This is a genomic window from Plantactinospora sp. BC1 (assembly GCF_003030345.1).
In the GTDB taxonomy this organism is placed as follows: Bacteria; Actinomycetota; Actinomycetes; order Mycobacteriales; family Micromonosporaceae; genus Plantactinospora.
The window spans coordinates 7,471,782-7,490,645 of sequence record NZ_CP028158.1; the positions used below are offsets into that span (position 1 = coordinate 7,471,782).

Consider the following 18,864-nt stretch of genomic DNA (forward strand, 5'->3'; position numbering starts at 1 on the left):
GACCGCCGGTCCGTCGCCGATCGTGGTCTCCAGAGTCAACTCGGTACCCCCATGGTCGTCGGGAGGCCGAGCGTCACCGGTCGGCGGTCTCCCAGGGCCGGAACGGGCTGTCCCCGTTCCACCTCGAACGTGATCGACGGGTCCGGCACGTCGGGTGCGTTGACGAAGGAGGTGAACCGGCGCAGCCGGTCGGGGTCCGCCAGCGTGTCGCGCCACTCGTCGGAGTACGCCCCGACGTGCCGGGCCATCGCGGCGTCGAGTTCGGCGCAGAGCCCGAGCGAGTCGTCGACGATGACCGCCCGCAGGTGTTCCAGGCCGCCCTCCATCGCCTCGATCCAGGCGGCCGTCCGCTGTAGCCGGTCGGCGGTGCGGATGTAGAACATCAGGAACCGGTCGACGTACCGGACCAGGTCCTCGGTGGAGAGGTCCTGGCCGAAGAGTTCGGCGTGCCGGGGCCGGAAGCCGCCGTTGCCGCCGAGGTAGAGGTTCCAGCCGCCCTCGGTGGCGATGATCCCGAAGTCCTTGCTGCGGGCCTCGGCGCACTCCCGGGCGCAGCCGGAGACCGCTGACTTGATCTTGTGTGGGGCGCGCAGTCCCCGGTAGCGCAGCTCCAGGGCGATCGCCAGCCCGACCGAGTCCTGCACCCCGTACCGGCACCAGGTGGAGCCGACGCAGGACTTGACCGTACGCAGCGCCTTGCCGTACGCGTGCCCGGACTCGAACCCGGCGTCGACCAGCCGGCGCCAGATCTGCGGCAGCTGCTCGACCCGGGCACCGAAGAGGTCGATCCGCTGCCCACCGGTGATCTTCGTGTAGAGCTGGAAGTCCCGGGCCACCTCGCCGATCACGATCAGCTTCTCCGGGGTGATCTCGCCACCCGGGATCCTCGGCACCACCGAGTAGGTGCCGTCCCGCTGGATGTTCGCCAGGAAGTGGTCGTTGGTGTCCTGCAACGACGCCTGCTCGCCGTCGAGCACGTAGCCGTTGCCGAGCGAGGCGAGGATCGAGGCGACCGCCGGCTTGCAGATGTCGCAGCCCCGGCCTCGGCCGTGCTCGGCGACCAGCCGGGAGAAGGTGCGGATCCCGCGTACCCGGATGATCTCGAAAAGCTCCTGCCGGCTGTGGTCGAAGTGCTCGCAGAGCGCCCTGCTCAGGCTCACCCCGGAGACCGCCAGCAACTGCTTCAGCATCGGTACGCAGGAGCCGCAGCTCGTACCGGCCCGGGTGCACGCCTTCAGCCCCGGTACGTCGGTGCAGCCCTCGGCGATCGCGCCGACGAGCTGGTCCTTGGTCACCGCGTTGCAGGAGCAGACCTGGGCCGAGCCGGGCAGCGCCGCGATCCCGGCCCCGGTACCGGTGCCGTCGCCGGCCGGGGCGAGCAGCGCCAGCGGCGGGCCGGGCAGCGCGCCGCCGACGCTGGCCCGCAACGTCGGGTACGCCGTCACGTCACCGACCAGCACCCCGCCGAGCAGGGTCTTCGCGTCGTCGGAGAGGACCAGCTTGGCGTAGACCCGGGTGGCCGGATCGGTGAAGGTGACGTCCAGGCAGCCCGGCGTCCGGCCGTGTGCGTCACCGAACGAGGCGACGTCCACCCCGAGCAGCTTCAGCTTGGTGGAGAGGTCCGCGCCCGGGAAGGTCGCCGTACCGCCGACCAGCCGGTCGGCCACCACCTCCGCCATCGCGTAGCCGGGGGCGACCAGGCCGTAACAGGTCCCCTCGACGGCGGCACACTCGCCGATCGCCCAGATCCGCTCGTCGGCGCTGCGACAGCTCTGGTCGACCCGGATCCCGCCGCGCTCGCCCAGCTCCAGGCCGGCGGAGCGGGCCAGCTCGTCGCGGGGCCGGATGCCGGCGGCCACCACCACCAGGTCGGTGGGGAGCCAACTGCCGTCCGAGAGGGTCAGCCCGGCGAGTTCGCCGTCCGGGCGGGACCGGATCGCGGTGGTGGCCACCCCGAGCCGGGGCACCACACCCAGCTCCTCGACGTAGCGGCGCAGCATCGCGCCGCCGGCCTCGTCGATCTGCACCGGCATCAGCCGGGGGGCGAACTCCACCACCGAGGTGGCCAGGCCGAGCAGCCGCAGCGCGTTCGCCGCCTCCAGGCCGAGCAGCCCGCCGCCGATCACCGCACCGCTGCGCCGGCCCTTGGCGAAGTCCCGGATCGCGGCCAGGTCGTCCAGGGTGCGGTAGACGAAGACCCCGGGCCGCAGCGACGGAGTCGGACCGGGCGCGTCCGGGCCCAGCGCCGCGTACGCGCCGTCGATCGGCGGCACGAACGGGTACGACCCGGTCGCCAGCACCAGTGCGTCGTAGGAGTATTCCCCGCCGCCGGTGACCACCCGCCGGCCGGTCCGGTCGATCTCCATCACCGGCTCGCCCAGCCGCAGGTCGACCCCGTCGTCGGGCCGGTGCAGGCTCAGCTCGTCCGCGTCCACCCCGTCGAAGAAGGCCGAGAGCCGCACCCGGTCGTACGCCGGCCGGCCCTCCTCGGCCAGCACGGTGACCTGCCAGCGGCCCCCGGTGTCCCGGGAGCGCAGCGCCTCGACGAAGCGCTGCCCCACCATGCCGTTGCCGACCACCACGAGTCGCCGCCGCTCGGTCATGCCGCCACCTCTGCTTCCACCGGGTCGGGAGTGTCGATCGAGGAGAGCCAGCCGAGGATCCCCTCGACGGCGTCCCGGCAACTGCCGCAGCCGGTGGTGGCCCGGGTCGCGGCGACCACGTCGTCCAGGGATCTCGCCCCGGCCCGCCAGCAGCGCACCAGCGCGCCCTTGCGCACCGTGTTGCACTGGCAGACCGTGGCCGCGTCCGGCATCAGCGCCGGTGACTCGACCGGGGTCGCGCTCGCGCTGTCCCGGCTGCGGCCGAGCAGCAGGGTGCGGCGGTCGACCGGCACCGGCGTACCCCGGTCGAAGAGCTGGATCACCGTGCCGACCGCCGGGTTGTCACCGAGCATGATCGCCCCGGTGAGCCGTTCGCCGACGATCCGCAGCCGGGCGTAGGTGCCCCGGACCGGGTCGGAGAAGCTGAGTTCCTCGACGTCCGGGGCCGGGCCGGCGGCCGCGTCGCCCATCGCGGCGAGGTCGATCCCGGCGGCCTTGAGCCGGGTGACCGGCGGCTGCGGCCGGTAGCGTGCCCGCGGATCCTGCCCGGCGAGCACCTGGGCCAGCACCCGGGCCTGCTCCCAGGCGGGTGCGACCAGGCCGGTGACCACGCCGGCGTGCTGGGCGCAGTCGCCGATCGCCGAGATGTGCGGGTCGCTGGTGCGCAGCCGGTCGTCGACCACCACCCCCCGGTCCACGGTGAGCCCGGCGGCGCGGGCCAGCTCCACGTCGGGGCGTACCCCGCAGGAGAGGACCAGCAGGTCGGCGTCGAGCAGACGTCCGTCGGTCAGGGTCAGGGTCAGCCCGTCGGGCCGGGTGTGCACGGCGCTGGCCGCCACCTCCAGGTGGGTGGTGACGCCGAGCGCGGCCAGGGTACGGGCCAGCACCGCGCCGGCCGCCGGATCGAGCTGCCGCTCCATCAGGTGCCCGACCGGGTGTACCACGTGCACGTCGAGTCCCCGGGCGGCGAGCCCCCGGGCCGCCTCCAGCCCGAGCAGTCCACCGCCGAGCACCAGGGCCCGGCGCGCTCCGGCGGCGGCGGCCAGGATCCGCCGGCAGTCGTCCAGGGTGCGGAACACCGCCACCCGGTCCGGCAGCCGCTCCCGGTCCAGCCCGGCCAGCGGCGGCACCAGGGCACGTCCGCCGGTGGCGAGCACCAGGTGGTCGTACCCGATCAGGTCGCCCTGGCCGGTCGTCACCGTGCGGCTCGCCCGGTCGACGGCGGTGACCTCGACCCCGGGGCGTACGTCGATGCCGTGCCCGGCCGCCTCGGCCAGCTCCACACCGGACTCGTCGACCTTGCCGGCCAGCAGGCTGGACAGCATGATCCGGTTGTACGCCCGGTGCAGCTCGGCGCCGAGTACCGTGATCTTCGCGTCGCCGAGCCGGGCGGACAGCTCGGCCGCCAACCGCGCGCCGGCCATGCCGTGTCCGACGATCACGACGCGGTTGCGTGACCCGTCCACCGTCTCCTCTGTCGTCATGCCGTCCCCTCGCCAGCGCGCGGTGTCGCCGTCTCGGCCCGGACCTTCTCGACCCTGACCGCGCATACCTTGAACTCGGGCATCCTGGAAACCGGGTCGAGCGCGTCGCTGGTCACCGAGTTGACCCGACCCGCACCCGCCCAGTGGAACGGCGCGAAGACGGTGTCCGGCCGGATGGTCGGGGTGAGCCGGGCCGGCGCCCGCATCTCGCCCCGGCGGCTGGTCACCCGCACCTCGTCGCCGTCGTCGATCCCCAGCCGGGCCGCCAGGTCGGGATGCAGCTCCACGAAGGCGTGCGGGGCGGCCCGGCGCAGCGCCTCGACCCGCCGGGTCTGCGCACCGGACTGGTACTGCGTCAGCACCCGCCCGGTGGTGAGATAGACCGGATAGTCCGGGCAGACGTCCTCGGCGACCGGGCGGTGCTCGACCGGCAGGAACCGGGCCCGCCCGTCCGGGGTGGGGAACCCGTCGGCGAACATCCTCGGCGTGCCGGGCCCGTCCTCGGCCGGGCAGGGCCAGAAGACGCCCTCCTCGGCGTCGATCCGCTCCCAGGTGATCCCGGCGTAGTCGGCGGCACCGCCGGCCGAGGCGCGGCGCAGCTCCGCGAAGACCAGCTCCGGCGAGGCCGGAAAACGGGACCCGCCCCGACCGGTCCCCCGACCGGTCGCCCCGTCCACGTGGTCGAGCCGGTCGGCGAGTTCGGCCAGCAGCGCCAGGTCGGTGCGTACCCCGGGCGGTGGCGGGCGGAGCGCGCGGCGGCGCAACACCCGGCCCTCCAGGTTGGTCATCGTGCCGTCCTCCTCGGCCCACTGGGCGGTCGGCAGCACCACGTCGGCGATCTCGGCCGTCTCGGAGCGGACGAAGTCGGCCACCACCAGCAGGTCGAGGTCGCGCAGCCGGCTGGTGACCCGGCCCGCCCGGGGTGCCGAGACGACCGGGTTGGAGCCGAACACCAGCAGTCCCCTCGGGCCGCCGTCGGTGCCGAGGGCGGTGAGCAGCTCGTACGCCGACACGCCCGGGCCGGGCAACACGTCGGGATCCACCCCCCATACCCCGGCGACGTGTGCCCGGGCGGCCGGGTCGTCGATCCGGCGGTAGCCGGGGAGCTGGTCGGCCTTCTGCCCGTGCTCCCGGCCACCCTGGCCGTTGCCCTGGCCGGTGAGGCAGCCGTACCCGGAGCCGGGCCGCCCGGGCAGGCCGAGCGCGAGGGCCAGGTTGATGAAGGCGGTCACCGTGTCCACGCCCTTGGCGTGCTGCTCGGCGCCGCGCGCGGTGAGGATGATCGCCCGGTCGGCGGTGCCGAGCGCCCGGGCCGCCGCCTCCAGGTCGGCCACCGGCACCCCGGAGAGCCGCTCCGCCCGGGCCGGCCAGTAGCCGGCGGTCACCCGCCGCACCTGGTCGAATCCGCTGGTACGGGCGGCCACGTAGTCCTTGTCGACCAGGCCCTCGGCGAGCGCGATGTGCAGCAGGGCGTTCGCCACCGCCAGGTCGGTGCCGGGGGTGGGTTGCAGGTGCAGGGTGGCCTGCCGGGCGGTGGCGGTGGCCCGGGGGTCGACCACGATCAGGGTGCCGCCGCGCTGCCGCTGCTCGACCAGATAGCGGACCAGCGGCGGCATCGTCTCGGCGACGTTCGCGCCGACCAGCAGCAGGGTGTCGGCGGTGCCGAGGTCGGCCAGTGGGAACGGCAGCCCTCGGTCGATCCCGAAGGCCCGCATCCCGGCGGCGGCGGCCGAGGACATGCAGAAGCGTCCGTTGTAGTCGATGTTGCGGGTGCCGAGCGCGACCCGGGCGAACTTGCCGAGCGCGTACGCCTTCTCGTTGGTCAGTCCACCGCCGCCGAAGACCGCGACCGCGTCCCGGCCGTACCCGGACTGGATCCGGCGGATGCCGTCCGCCACCCGGTCCAGCGCCTCCGGCCAGCTCGCCGGGCGCAGCTCCCCGCCGGGGCGGTCCCGCAGCAGCGGGGTGGTCAGCCGGTCGGGGTGGTCGAGCAGCTCGGCGGCGGTCCAGCCCTTCTGGCAGAGTCCGCCCCGGTTCGTGGGGAACTGCCGGGGCAGCACCTCCACCCGCTCGGCGGTACGGCGCAGCGTCATCCCGCACTGGAGTGCGCAGTATGGGCAGTGCGTGACGACGTCCTGGGACACATCCTCCGAATGCGTCGCAGTGCGGGCACCGTCTGTCATGTCCGGAAGCGTGCCGGCGCCCGGTTTCGCGGCCGGGTCCCTCTTGTTTCGGGCCTGTCAAGAGCCGCTCACACGGACCTCGCTCAGCGGGTCGGCTCGGCCTGCCGGCAGTGGATCTATGATGTGGAAGGTCGTTCCACATCATAGGAGGCACTCCGATGGCCGTGGTGTCGCTCTTCGACGCGGTGGCCGGGTCGTACGACGAGTCCCGCCGCCGGCTCGTGCCGTGCTTCGACGACTTCTACGGCACGGCGGTCGAGGTGGCGGCTCCGCCGCTGCGCCGGGCGCTGGCCTCCGGGCGGGTGCCGACCGTACTCGACCTGGGCGCCGGTACCGGGCTCTTCTCGATCCTGCTCGGCGCCGCCGTACCGGGGGTGCGGAGCACCCTGCTCGACGGTGCTCCGGCGATGCTCGCGGTCGCCGAGGGGCACCTGACCCGGCGCGGGGTACCGCACGAGACGGTGGTCGCCGACCTGACCGCGCCGCTGCCCGGCGGCCCGTACGACGCGGTGGTCTCCGCGCTGGCCATCCACCACCTGCCGGACGCCGACAAGCGGGACCTCTACCGCCGGATCCGGCAGGTGCTGGTCCCCGGCGGGGTCTTCGTGAACGCCGAGCAGGTCTCCGGCGGCACCCCCGACCTGGACTCCCGGTACGACGAGGTGTGGCTCGCCCAGGTCACCGCGCTCGGTGCCACCGGGGCGGAGATCGCCGCCGCCCGGGAGCGGATGCTGCACGACCGCCCGGCGCCGATGCCGGACCAGTGTCGCTGGCTGGTCGAGGCCGGTTTCGTCGGTGTCGACTGCTTCTACAAGTCCTGGCGGTTCGCCGTCTTCGGCGGCCGGCGCGAGCTGTAGGACGGCTGACGCGGGCGGTAGGGACGGTCGGCGCGAGCGGTAGGGACGGCTGGCGCGAGCGGTAGGGACGGCTGGCGCGAGCGGTAGGGACGGTCGGTGCCGGGGTGTCGGCCGGACCGGTCACGGCGGTCGGAATGACGGCTGGTCATACCGCCGGTAGGCTGAGCGGCATGACCGCCAAGGTGACCCTCTCGTTCTCCGACGAGACGATCGAAGAGGCCCGCCGCTTCGCGAAACGGGACGGCATGTCGCTTTCCGCCTGGATCGACCAGGCCGCCCGGGAGAAGGCACTCCGCGAGGTCTTCACCGCGCACGCCGCGGCCGTCGGCCGGGCCCGCCTGGACATCGAGGCCGCCGCCATCGCCGACGCCCAGGAGGCCGCACTGGTCGACGCGGCTCTCGGCGGGCGCCCGAGTGCGTAGGGGCGAGATCTGGCGGATCGACGGGGCCCGGTCCCGGCTCGGTCTGGTGATCAGCTCCGACGTCTACAACTCCACCGACGTGCCGATCGTGATCGTCGCCGAGGTGGTCGACTCCGAGCTGCTCCGGGACTCCCCGCTCGCCGTCACCATGGGCGAATACGTGGTGATGCCCGACCGGCTCTCGTCGCCGATGAAGAAGTGGTTCACCGAGCGCGTCTCGGTCGCCGACGCCGACACCATGTTCCGGGTGAGCCGGGCGCTGCGTATCCTCCAGGGCATCTGAGCGCCCCGCCGCGCCGGGTGGCCGCAGATCTCACCGCCTGCCGGGGCCCGCCGTGCGCCGACCGTTGCCGGTCCGACTTCACGCGCGAACCGCCGGGAAACCCCGCGCTCCTACGTTCGGGCGGCATGACCAGTACTGCCACCGGCCCGACGGCCGGCACCGGGACCGACAGCACGGCCACCGCCCCGGCGACCGGCCTCGGCACCCTCGCGCCGCCGGAGCCCGCCGCCGCACCCGTGGCCGCCCGCCGGCACCAGCTCGACGACTGGCGCCCCGAGGACCCGGACTTCTGGCGTACCACCGGAGCGCCGATCGCCCGGCGCAACCTGATCGTGTCGATCGCCTCCGAGCACATCGGGTTCTCGGTGTGGAGCCTCTGGTCGGTCCTGGTGCTCTTCCTCGGCCCGGAGTACGGGATCGACCCGGCCGGGAAGTTCCTGCTCACCGCCGTACCGGCCGCGCTGGGGGCGGCGCTGCGGCTGCCGTACACCCTGGCGGTGGCCCGGTTCGGCGGGCGGAACTGGACGATCGTCAGCGCCCTGCTGCTGCTGGTGCCGGCGGTGCCGATGACGATCCTGATCGAGCCCGGGGTGTCGTACGGCACGCTGATGGTGCTGGCCTGCCTGGCCGGGGTCGGCGGCGGCAACTTCGCCTCCTCGATGGCGAACATCAACCTCTTCTACCCGCAGCGGCTCAAGGGCTGGGCGCTCGGCCTGAACGCGGGCGGCGGCAACATCGGGGTGGCCGCCGTCCAGCTCGTCGGGCTGGCGGTGCTGGCCACGGCGGGTGCCGCGTACCCGCGCCTGGTCCCGGCGGTCTACCTGCCACTGATCGTGCTCGCCGCGCTCGCCTCGGCCCGCTACATGGACAACATCACCGGGGTCCGCAACGAGCGGGGGGCGATCCGGGAGGCGGCCCGGGACCCGCACACCTGGGTGATGTCCGTGCTCTACATCGGCACCTTCGGGTCGTTCATCGGCTTCGGCTTCGCCTTCGGGCAGGTGCTGCTGGTGCAGTTCGGTGACCGGTTCGGCACCCCGCTCGACGCGGCGTACCTGACCTTCCTCGGGCCGCTGGTCGGCTCGCTGATCCGGCCGGTCGGCGGCCACCTGGCCGACCGGTACGGCGGAGCCCGGGTGACCTTCGCGACCTTCGCCGCGATGGCGGCCGGCGCCGGACTGGTCCACCACGCCTCGGGCGAGCGTTCGCTGGCCCTCTACCTGATCGGGTTCATCGGGCTCTTCGTGCTCTCCGGGGTCGGCAACGGATCGACGTACAAGATGATCCCGGCGATCTTCCGGGCCCGGGCGGCCCGGGCGGTGGCCGCCGGCGAGCTGGACCCGGACGCCGCGCAGCGCCGGGCGTGGCGGCTCTCCGGCGCCCTGATCGGGATCGCCGGGGCGGTCGGCGCGTTCGGGGGCGTACTGGTCAACATCGCCTTCCGGCAGTCGTTCCTGGCGTACTCCTCGGCCGACGCCGCCTACCTGGCCTTCATCGCCTGGTACGCCCTCTGCCTGGTGGTGACCTGGGTGGTCTACCTCCGCCCGTCGCCGGGTCGCCTCGCCGGGGTGTGACACCCCCGGTCGGGCGGCGGCGGGGCCGGCGGCTATCGTTTCTCCAGTGGAGGCGGGGTCCCGCCATCGCCGCAGCCCGCCGGGGGGTGTCCCGTTTTGACCCCGGCACCGGCGACCGGGTATCGTTGCCTGCTGTTGTGTGACACCCAAGTTTTCACGTGACATCCGCGGGCGTGCCTTTCCCGGGTACGCTTGGTCGTTTGTGCGTGCCTGGCGACCGGTGCGCGACCCCAGACCGACGACGAGACAAGGTAGACCTGTGCGTACGTACAGCCCGAAGCCGGGTGAAATCGAGCGTCAGTGGCACGTCATCGACGCGTCAGACGTCGTGCTGGGCCGTCTGGCCACCCACGTTGCCACGCTGCTGCGGGGCAAGCACAAGCCGACTTTCGCGCCGCACGTGGACACCGGTGACTTCGTCGTCGTCGTGAACGCGGGCAAGGTGGCGTTGACCGGCAACAAGCGGCACACCAAGGTCGCCTACCGGCACTCCGGCTACCCGGGCGGTCTGAAGCAGGTCGGCTACGACGAGCTACTGACCAAGCGTCCCGACCGGGCCATCGAGCTGGCCGTCAAGGGCATGCTCCCGCACAACAAGCTCGGCCGTAAGCTGATCAAGAAGCTGAAGGTCTACGCCGGTGCCGAGCACCCGCACGCCGCGCAGCAGCCGGTGCCGTTCGAGATCAAGCAGATCGCGCAGTGAGCGCGGGCGAAGGAAACAGCATGACCGACACCATCGCGACCACCGAAGCCCCGGTGCCCGCCCCGGTGGCCCGGGCTCCTCGTGGCGACCGGCCCATCCAGACCGTGGGCCGGCGCAAGGAGGCGATCGTCCGGGTCCGGATCGTCCCGGGCAGCGGCAAGATCACCTGCAACGGTCGTGAGCTGGAGGCGTACTTCCCGAGCAAGGTGCACCAGCAGCTCATCAAGGAGCCGCTGGTCACCGCCGAGAAGGCCGAGGCGTTCGACATCATCGCCAACCTGCGTGGCGGCGGCACCACCGGCCAGGCCGGCGGGCTGCGGCTGGCCATCGCCCGGGCGCTGATCGCCAACGACCCGGACGACCGCCCGGCGCTGAAGAAGGCCGGCTTCCTCACCCGGGACGCCCGGGAGAAGGAAAGCAAGAAGTACGGTCTCAAGAAGGCCCGCAAGGCGCCCCAGTACTCCAAGCGTTGATCCGCGGCAACACCTTGTACGTCTGACGTACGGCCGGAAACCGCCCCCTTCCGCGGTGGCGGTGTCCGGCCGTTTCGTCGTTTACCACTGGTGCGCTTCCCGGAGGTTTCGCGCATGGGGCGGCTGTTCGGCACTGACGGCGTACGCGGACGCGCGAACGCCGACCTCACCCCCGAGTTGTCACTCGCGGTCGCGGTCGCGGCCGCGCAGACTCTCGCCGAGTCCGACCGGAGCCATCCACCGCTCGCGGTGGTCGGCCGGGACACCCGGGCGAGCGGCGAGATGCTGGAGGCCGCGGTGGTGGCCGGGCTGACCAGCGCCGGGGCCAACGTGGTCCGGGTCGGGGTGCTGCCCACGCCGGGCGTGGCCTTCCTGGTCGGCGAGGCCAAGGCCGACCTCGGGGTGATGCTCTCCGCCTCGCACAACCCGATGCCGGACAACGGCATCAAGCTCTTCGCGGCCGGCGGGCACAAGCTCCCCGACGACGTCGAGTTGAAGATCGAGGCCGCGGTCGAGGCGAACGGTTCGGCCGGCTGGCAGCGGCCGACCGGTGCCGGCGTCGGCCGGGTGCACGACCTGCTCGACGGTGCCGAGCACTACATCCAGCACCTGGTCGGCACGATCCCGCACCGGCTCGACGGGCTCAAGGTCGTCGTCGACTGCGCGAACGGCGCCGCCTCGGAGGTCGCCCCGGTGGCGTACCGGGAGGCCGGTGCCGAGGTGATCGCCATCCACGCCGAGCCGGACGGGCTCAACATCAACGACGACTGCGGGTCGCAGCACCTCGACAACCTGCGGGCCGCCGTGGCGGAGCACGGTGCCGACCTCGGCATCGCGCACGACGGCGACGCCGACCGGTGCCTGGCGGTCACCGCCGACGGCAGCGAGGTGGACGGCGACCAGATCATGGCGATCCTGGCGCTGGCGATGCGGGAGGCCGGGACGCTGACCCAGGACACCCTGGTCGCCACCGTGATGAGCAACCTCGGCCTGCGGCTGGCCATGTCCGCGGCCGGGATCCGGCTGGTCGAGACCAAGGTCGGCGACCGGTACGTGCTGGAGGAGCTGCGCGCCTCCGGGCTGGCGCTCGGCGGCGAGCAGAGCGGGCACCTGGTGCTGCCGGCGTACGCGACCACCGGCGACGGCATCCTCACCGGGCTGCACCTGATGTCCCGGGTGGCGGCCACCGGCCGTACCCTCGCCGAGCTGGCCTCGGTGCTGACCAAGCTGCCGCAGGTGCTGATCAACGTGCCGGTCGCGGACCGGACGGTCGGAGCCGGCGCACCGGGCGTACTCGGCGCGGTGCAGCGGGCCGAGGCCGAGCTGGGCGAGACCGGTCGGGTGCTGCTCCGCCCCTCCGGCACCGAGCCGCTGGTCCGGGTGATGGTCGAGGCGGCCACCGTGGAGCTGGCCCAGGAGATCGCGGAGCGGATCGCCGCCGAGGTGCGTACCGCCAGCCCGGTGCCGGCGTAACGCTGCCCGTGCCGCCCGCCCCGGTTGCTAGAGCCGGAGCTGGCTGGCCCGGGCCAGGGTCTGCGCCGGCCCCTCGCCGACGGTGAGGTCGAGGTCCTCGGTGACCCGGCCGTCCCGGAGCCGGACCAGCCGGTCGCACCGGGCGGCGATGTGCTGCTCGTGGGTGGCCAGCAGGATCGTGACGCCCCGCTCGTCGCGCAGCCGCAGCAGCAGGTCGAGGATCTCGCCGCCGCTGGTCGAGTCGAGGTTGCCGGTCGGTTCGTCCGCGAGCAGCAGCGCCGGCTCGCCGATCAGCGCCCGGGCCACCGCGACCCGCTGCTGCTGGCCGCCGGAGAGCTGCGCCGGCAGCGCCCGCTCCCGGCCGGCGAGCCCCACCGCGTCGAGCAGTTCCCGGGCCCGGGCCGTCCGGTCGTAGCCGACCCGGTACGGCAGCACCGGCGCCAGTACGTTGTCCAGCGCGGTCAGCGCGGGCAGCAGGTGGTAGCGCTGGAAGACGAAGCCGACGGTCCGGCGGTATCCGGCCAGGGCGCGACGGGTTAGCCGGGTGATCTCCTGCCCGCCGACGACGACCGAGCCGGAGTCGGCCGGCTCGATCGCGCCGACCAGGTGCAGCAGCGTCGACTTGCCGGAGCCGCTCGGCCCGGTCAGTGCCACCACCGAGCCGGCGGCCACGTCGAGCGACAGCTCGTCCACCGCGACGATCGGGAGTTCGCCGCCGGAGAACCGCTTGGTCAGCGCGGTGACGGTGACGCCGACTCCGGTGTCCGTCATGGTTACTCCTCGGCTAGCAGGTGGCCGGTGGGGACCCGGCGCAGCAGTGCCGCCGGGACGAGCGCCGCCAGGCAGGCGACGAGCGCACCGGCGGCGGCGGTACCGACCCCGGTGAGGACGACTCCGGTGGAGAGCCCGCCGATCAGCGCGGCGGCGCCGGCCAGCCCGACCGCCGTACCGGCCAGCGCGCCGAGCAGGCCGATCCCGGCTCCCTCGTAGGCGGCCAGCCGGGTCAGCGCGGACTCCGTCCAGCCGGTCGCGCGCAGTGCCGCCAGCTCGCCGGCCCGGTCGCGGATGTTCAGGTAGAGCACGTCGGCCACGGCCGCCGCGCCGAGCAGCACGGTGGCGGTCGCGGCCACGGTGTCGGCGGTCCGCACGGTAGCCGAGACGGTGTCGCCGAGCAGGCTGCCCAGCACCGTGTCCCGGAAGGCGTAGTTGATCGCGGCGAGCACCGTCGAGGCGGCCACCCCGATGCCGAGGGCCGCCGCGCCGAGCAGGGCCCGGCCCGGTGCCCGGACCAGGTTGAGCACGGCGAGGCCGAGCACTCCGCGTACCCGTCGGGTCAGCCGGACCGGGGCGGCGGGCGGCCGGAGCGCGCCGGCCGGATGGGAGCGGGCGGCCCGCACCGCCGGGCCGGCGCCGGCCACGACCGCGACCAGCAGCGCCACGGGTACGGCCAGCGCCGCCCGCCACCAGCCCACCTCGACGCCGAGCAGGGCGCCGAGCGGGGCGGCGAGGAGCAGCGACAGCAGTCCGGCGGCGAGGCCGATCAGCGCCACCTCGCCGAGGATCGCCGCGCCGATCCGCCGGGCCGGCCAGCCGAGGCAGGCGAGCACCGCCAGCTCGGCCCGACGGTCCCGGACGGCGGCCGAGACCGCGTTGGCGAGGAAGAGCGCGCAGACGGTGAGGACGAGCAGGAAGAGTACGACGCTCTTCCGGTCCACCGCCCGGACGATCACCGACGCGACGCCGATCGAGGACCAGCCCTCGGTGAGCCGCAGCTCGGGCCGGCCGAACGAGCCGGCGGGCAGCTCGACGGTCTGCGGGGCCGGTGAGGAGCCGAAGGTGACGTCGACGTCGAGTCCGGTACGGGCGGCGATCCGCTCCGCGACCTGCCGGACCTGCCGTTCCGCCGCCCCGGTGTAGCCGGCGACTCCGGCGACCCGGATCCGGATCGCGCTGATCGGGGCGGCCAGTTGCGGGTCGTTGCCGCCCTCCAGCAGCTTCGGTACGGCGGCGAGGCTGGTCAGCAGCAGGGGCGGGCTGGAGAGGTAGCCGGCCGGGTTTCCGCTGGGCAGCAGCGGACGGTCGCCGAGCGCCTCCCGGCTGGCCCGGTCGGCGCCGACGGCCTGCGGCGGGGCGTACGTCTCCAGCGGCACCTGGGAGAGCGCGCTGAAGCTGGTCAGCCGTTCCGGGTCGAAGATGCCGACCGCCTGCCAGCCCATCCCGCCCCCGGTCTGCGCACTCGGCTGGCCGAGCTGGCGCAGCGGCCGGAAGGCGACGTCACCGGCGAGCCAGGGCGCCGGATAGGTGCCCGGCCCGTCGGCCCGGTACGCCGGCAGGTCGGGGCTTCCGGCCCGGGGCCGCAGGCTGCCGTCGGAGAGTTGGTGGTAGTCGATCGGCCCGGCCTGGACGACCGGGCTCAGGCTGCCCAGCCCGGTCTGCTGCCGGACGGCGTCGCGCATCTCCTGCCGGTAGTTGGTGGTCGGGTCGGCGCTCGCGCCGCCGGCCGGCTCGCCGCCACCGCTCAGCGCGGCCAGCAGTTCGCCCGGTTGCAGGCCGGCGACCCGGTCCGGGCGCAGCCGGCTGTAGCTGGCCGTCACCCTGCCGTCCAGGTAGGGGCGGCTGGTGGCGAGCACCGGGACGTTCCGGTGGCCCGGCCCGAGCAACCTGTTCTCGACGGTCGTGTCGTCCCGGCTCAGCGGCCGGCCGTCGACCACGGCGTCGGCCAACCCGACCAGCCGGTCCTCGGCGGGCGGGTCGACGGCGGCGAGCAGGAACGGGACGATCCACCGGACCGGCAACACCAGCCGGTCGGTCGCGGTGGGGGTGGTGCCCCGGATCCCGGCGGGGGCGTGCGGCGAGTTCTCGAACCGGCCGTCCGGCAGCAGCCGGGCGACGACGACCTCGGTGTAGTCGGTGTCCGGCGAGGTGCGGGTGAGGGTCGGCTCCGCGCCGATGTCGCAGACCGGCTCGGTCCGCCCGTCGGGGAGGATCTCCCGGGGCACGATGTAGCCGTTCCGGCAGGCGTTCAGCGGGTACCGCCGGCCGTCGGTGTAGAGGGCCGCGCTGGCGATGCCGCCGTCCTCCCAGACCGGGTAGGCGAGGCGGTTGCGGGTGAGGTAGACGTACCGGGGCTTGCCGGTGGTCCGGGACAGGCCGCGTTCGGCCAGGAAGGTCGGGTCGACCCGGATCACCTGCCGGTCGAGGGACCGGTCGACCGCGTCGGTGAGGTCGAGGTGGGCCCGCATCTCGTGCAGGGAGTAGCCGAGCATCGCCACCGGGGCGGCGACGTCGACGCCGTCGACCGTGCGAACCTGCTCGTACTGGGCCATGCTGATGCCGCCGAAGAGGCCGGAGAGGTAGTTGGGCCGGACGACACCCCGCGCCGTCTCGAGATCGGCCTGTGTCCCGTTCGGACGGACGAGAATGTCGTACGCGGCGCGGGTCTCGCGTTGCACCCGATCGTTCAGGCGCAGTTGGGAGGTGGTGGTGGTGCCGGTCAGCACGACGAAGCCGGTGGTCGCGACGAGCACGCCGGTCAGCAGGGCGAGTGATCGCCAGAGCCGGGTCCGCAGTTGCCGCCAGATGAATCCGACCACCGCGCCCCTCCTCTTCTCCCGCAGGACACTCTGCGCTATACATTGTCGCAATGCAAGAGGCCGTGCGGACGGCCGGAAGGTGGGTCAGGGATGGCCATCCAGCATGCGGTACTCGCGTTGCTCGCCGACGGCCCGAGTTACGGATACGAGCTGAAGGGTGCCTTCGAGACGGCCGTCGGTCCACAGTGGGGGTCGCTGAACATCGGCCACCTCTACCAGATCCTCGACCGGCTGGCCCGGGACGAACTGGTCCGGGCCGAACGGCAGGCGCAGCCGGTCAAGCCGGACCGGGTGGTCTACGAGATCACCCCCGCCGGCCGGACCGAACTGGCCAGGTGGCTGGCCGAGCCGAGCCCGCGCAGCGGCGGCTTCCGGGACGACTTCTTCCTCAAGGTCACCGCCGCCGCCCGCTCCGGCTCCGCCGACGTGGTGCGTACCGTGCTCGCCAACCAGCGCGGCTATCTGCTGCGCGAGCTGCGCAACCTCGGCACGCTGCGCCGGGAGGCGACCGACCCGGTGGTCGAGCTGCTGCTCTCGGCCGCGAGCCGGCACGTCGAGGCGGATCTGGCCTTTCTCGACGACGCCGAGACGGGCCTGCTCGACGGCGCCCGGATCCGGATCCCGTCCGCGCGGACGGCCGGCGCCGATGCCGTACCCGGGGCGCTGCCCGACGGTCGCGCAGCCGGCCTGGCGGAGGGCGCCTGAGCCACGCCACGACCGGGGTCAGGCCGGGGCGCCGCCGAGCGTGCGCAGCCGGGTCACCGCCTCGGCCAGCACCTCCGGGCGCTTGCAGAAGGCGAACCGGACCAGCCGCCGCCCCGCCTCGACGTGGTCGTAGAAGACCTGGGTCGGCACGGCGACCACCCCGCAGCGCTCCGGCAGCGAGCGGCAGAACTCCACCCCGTCCCGCCCGCCCAACGCGGTGATGTCGGCGGTGACGAAGTACGTCCCCTCCGGGACCAGCACCTCGAAACCGGCCTCGACCAGCCCGGCCGAGAGCTGGTCCCGCCGCGCCTGGAGGTCGGCCCGGTAACCGTGGTAGTAGTCGTCCGGCAGCGCCAGGGCCACCGCGACCGCCGGTTGCAGCGGTGCCCCGCCGGTGAAGGTGAGGAACTGCTTGACCCGCATCGTCGCCGCCACCAGCGGCGCCGGGCCACTGGCCCAACCGATCTTCCAGCCGGTGCAGGAGAAGGTCTTGCCCGCCGACGAGATCCGCAGGGTGCGTTCCCACATGCCCGGCAGGGTCGCCAGCGGGACGTGCGGGCTGCCGGCGTCGGTGAAGACCAGGTGCTCGTAGACCTCGTCGGTGACCGCGATGGTGTCGTGCTCCTGGCACAGCCGGGCGATCAGCGCCAGCTCGTCGGCGTCGAAGACCTTGCCGGTCGGGTTGTGCGGCGAGTTGAGCAGCACCAGCCGGGTCCGCGGCCCGAACGCGGCGCGCAGCTCCGCCGGGTCGAAGGCGTACCGGCCGCCGTCGACCGGGCGGAGCGTGACCGGCCGCCGGACCGCCCCGGCCAGGGCGATCGAGGCGGCGTACGAGTCGTAGTACGGCTCGAAGCAGACCACCTCGTCGCCGGCCTCGCAGAGCCCGAGGATCGCCGCCGCGATCGCCTCGGTCGCCCCGGCCGTGATCAGCACCTGCCCGTCCGGGTCGTACTCCAGTCCCCAGAACCGGCGCTGGTGTGCGGCGACGGCGGCGCGCAGCGCCGGAACGCCCGGACCGGGCGGGTACTGGTTCTGCCCGCCGCGCAGCGCCGCCACCGCGGCGGCCAGCATCTCGGGCGGCCCGTCCGTGTCCGGAAAGCCCTGGCCGAGGTTGACCGCGCCGGTGCGCACCGCCAGCGCCGACATCTCCGCGAAGATGGTGGTGCCGAACGGGCGCATCCGGCGGACCAGGGGATCGGAGTCGGTTGTCGTCGTCACCCCGTCACCCTAGAGCCGTGCCGTGCCGTTTCGTCAGATCCCGAAATCCGAGCAGGTGAGGGTCGCGTAGTTGCCGCTGGCGGTCTTCGAGGCGGTGGACTTCCCGTCGACCGTGATCTTGCAGGAGATGTCGCCGGAGCCGCCGCCGGTGCGGATCGCCACCACCGTCTTCAGCTCGTCCTCGGGAAGCTTGACCTCCTTCTTCCACGGAAGGTCGACCGACGGCAGGTGCACCTGCTTGCCGGCGCCGTCGATGTAGGAGAGCGCCACCCGGCCGTCGCCGGTCACCTCGTAGACGACCGTCTGGCCGCCGCTGCCCGGGTTGCCGCCATCCTGACTGTCCGAGGTGGACGGTGGCGGAGTCGCGTCCAGGCTGGTCTCCACCGACTTCCGCAGCTGGTCCATGAAGGACAGCGGGCCGAGGCAGAGCCCGACGCAGGCGACCAGCACGACCACCACCACGGCCACGATCACGATGATCATGGTCTTGTTGCTCTTCTTCGGCGGTGCCGGCGGGTACGGCCCGCCCGGGTAGCCCGGCTGTCCGGGCTGTCCCGGCTGTCCGTAACCGGGGTAGCCGCCGGCACCGGCCGCCGCGTAGGGGTCGGTGCCGGGCGGGGCGGACTGCGGCGGGCCGGACTGCGGCGGGTAGACGCCGTAACCGGCGTCCTGCTGGTTCGGCGCCCCGCTGGTCGGGTATGGCGTGGCTGGTGGGCCGGACTGCGGCGGGTACGCCGGGCCGGCACCGTAGGCCGGGGCCGGCGGCTGGCCCGGGCCGGGCTGCTGCGGCGGGGCGTACGGGTTCGGCTGCTGCGGCTGGCCGTACCCGGCCGACTGCGGCGGCTGGCCCCAGGCGGGCTGCCCGTACGGGCCGGGTTGGGGCGGCTGTCCGTAACCGCCCGGCTGGGCCGGGGGCTGGCCGTACGTGGTCGGCTGCGCCGGCTGTCCGTAGCTGGACGGCTGCGCGGGCTGGGGCGGCTGCGGCGGGGCGTACCTCGTCGTCGGGGCGTCGTCCTCCTCCTCGGCCGGGTTCTCCGGACGGGGCTGCTGCGGCGGGCCGAACTTCGTCGTCGGCGGCTCGTGCTCGGCGGAGGGGTCGTACGGGTTGTGCGGGGGCGGCGAGTCGGTCATCGGGTCTGGCTCCAGAGATGGCGGACAGCAGGGGCGCGGCGACCGGGAGAGGGAGGCGCCGGAGGAGATGGCAGCGAATGCGCCAGTCACGGTACCGCGTCACCGCTGGCCGCGATGTACCGGTGAAGGGTGGGCCGGCCAGCGGAGTGGTGGTTCGTCCGG

15 protein-coding genes are annotated in these 18,864 nt (G+C 73.7%); 8 read left to right on the forward strand and 7 right to left on the reverse strand.

What is annotated here, in order from left to right; translation table 11 throughout:
* Nucleotides 1-35 precede the first annotated feature (35 nt).
* The 3 genes from nirB to C6361_RS32820 are packed head-to-tail and all read right to left on the reverse strand — an operon-like array spanning nt 36 to nt 6,270.
* Nucleotides 36-2,603 carry a nitrite reductase large subunit NirB gene (gene nirB, locus C6361_RS32810; RefSeq protein ID WP_107270103.1) on the reverse strand — a complete coding sequence of 856 codons (2,568 nt, stop codon included), beginning with the start codon at nt 2,601-2,603 and terminating at the stop codon, nt 36-38.
* Nucleotides 2,600-4,087 (reverse strand): FAD-dependent oxidoreductase, encoded by a 1,488-nt coding sequence (locus C6361_RS32815; protein ID WP_107270104.1) that lies wholly within the window; start codon nt 4,085-4,087, stop codon nt 2,600-2,602. Before C6361_RS32815 ends, nirB begins: the two co-directional genes overlap by 4 nt.
* A complete protein-coding gene (locus C6361_RS32820) occupies nt 4,084-6,270 on the reverse strand; it encodes a molybdopterin oxidoreductase family protein (protein ID WP_107270105.1) in 2,187 nt (728 codons plus the stop codon). The genes C6361_RS32815 and C6361_RS32820 overlap by 4 nt, the downstream gene beginning before the upstream one ends.
* A 158-nt stretch (nt 6,271-6,428) precedes the next feature.
* On the opposite strand from C6361_RS32820, the gene C6361_RS32825 reads away from it, so the two are divergent.
* The 7 genes from C6361_RS32825 (at nt 6,429) to glmM (ending at nt 12,055) form a co-directional block, all read left to right on the forward strand.
* On the forward strand, nt 6,429-7,127 hold the full coding sequence (locus C6361_RS32825; RefSeq protein ID WP_107270106.1) for a class I SAM-dependent methyltransferase: 699 nt from the start codon (nt 6,429-6,431) through the stop codon (nt 7,125-7,127).
* Between the two features lie 170 nt (nt 7,128-7,297).
* Complete coding sequence (locus tag C6361_RS32830) at nt 7,298-7,549, forward strand: DUF6364 family protein (RefSeq protein ID WP_107260817.1); 252 nt, start codon at nt 7,298-7,300, stop codon at nt 7,547-7,549.
* Nucleotides 7,542-7,832 (forward strand): type II toxin-antitoxin system PemK/MazF family toxin, encoded by a 291-nt coding sequence (locus tag C6361_RS32835; RefSeq protein WP_107260815.1) that lies wholly within the window; start codon nt 7,542-7,544, stop codon nt 7,830-7,832. Before C6361_RS32830 ends, C6361_RS32835 begins: the two co-directional genes overlap by 8 nt.
* Before the next feature lie 125 nt (nt 7,833-7,957).
* Nucleotides 7,958-9,406, forward strand: a complete 1,449-nt coding sequence (locus C6361_RS32840) for an MFS transporter (protein ID WP_107270107.1) — start codon at nt 7,958-7,960, stop codon at nt 9,404-9,406.
* A gap of 259 nt (nt 9,407-9,665) precedes the next feature.
* Nucleotides 9,666-10,109, forward strand: coding sequence for a 50S ribosomal protein L13 (gene rplM, locus C6361_RS32845; protein ID WP_107260811.1), 444 nt, complete (start codon nt 9,666-9,668; stop codon nt 10,107-10,109).
* A gap of 20 nt (nt 10,110-10,129) precedes the next feature.
* Nucleotides 10,130-10,582 carry a 30S ribosomal protein S9 gene (gene rpsI, locus C6361_RS32850; RefSeq protein WP_107260809.1) on the forward strand — a complete coding sequence of 151 codons (453 nt, stop codon included), beginning with the start codon at nt 10,130-10,132 and terminating at the stop codon, nt 10,580-10,582.
* 114 nt (nt 10,583-10,696) lie between these two features.
* Nucleotides 10,697-12,055: a phosphoglucosamine mutase gene (glmM, locus tag C6361_RS32855; protein WP_107270108.1), complete on the forward strand. Its 1,359-nt coding sequence runs from the start codon at nt 10,697-10,699 to the stop codon at nt 12,053-12,055.
* Nucleotides 12,056-12,082: 27 nt separating this feature from the next.
* Here the strand turns inward: glmM and C6361_RS32860 are convergent, their stop codons facing one another.
* Nucleotides 12,083-12,826 carry an ABC transporter ATP-binding protein gene (locus tag C6361_RS32860; protein ID WP_107270109.1) on the reverse strand — a complete coding sequence of 248 codons (744 nt, stop codon included), beginning with the start codon at nt 12,824-12,826 and terminating at the stop codon, nt 12,083-12,085.
* 2 nt (nt 12,827-12,828) lie between these two features.
* Nucleotides 12,829-15,648 carry an FtsX-like permease family protein gene (locus C6361_RS32865; RefSeq protein ID WP_107270110.1) on the reverse strand — a complete coding sequence of 940 codons (2,820 nt, stop codon included), beginning with the start codon at nt 15,646-15,648 and terminating at the stop codon, nt 12,829-12,831.
* Between the two features lie 90 nt (nt 15,649-15,738).
* Here C6361_RS32865 and C6361_RS32870 point away from each other — a divergent pair, with 90 nt between their 5' ends.
* Nucleotides 15,739-16,353 (forward strand): PadR family transcriptional regulator, encoded by a 615-nt coding sequence (locus C6361_RS32870; RefSeq protein WP_107270111.1) that lies wholly within the window; start codon nt 15,739-15,741, stop codon nt 16,351-16,353.
* An 18-nt stretch (nt 16,354-16,371) separates the two neighbouring features.
* Here C6361_RS32870 and C6361_RS32875 read toward each other — a convergent pair whose 3' ends face one another.
* A complete protein-coding gene (locus C6361_RS32875) occupies nt 16,372-17,571 on the reverse strand; it encodes a pyridoxal phosphate-dependent aminotransferase (protein ID WP_107270112.1) in 1,200 nt (399 codons plus the stop codon).
* A 33-nt stretch (nt 17,572-17,604) separates the two neighbouring features.
* Nucleotides 17,605-18,702 (reverse strand): MmpS family transport accessory protein, encoded by a 1,098-nt coding sequence (locus C6361_RS32880; protein WP_107270113.1) that lies wholly within the window; start codon nt 18,700-18,702, stop codon nt 17,605-17,607.
* Nucleotides 18,703-18,864 lie beyond the last annotated feature (162 nt).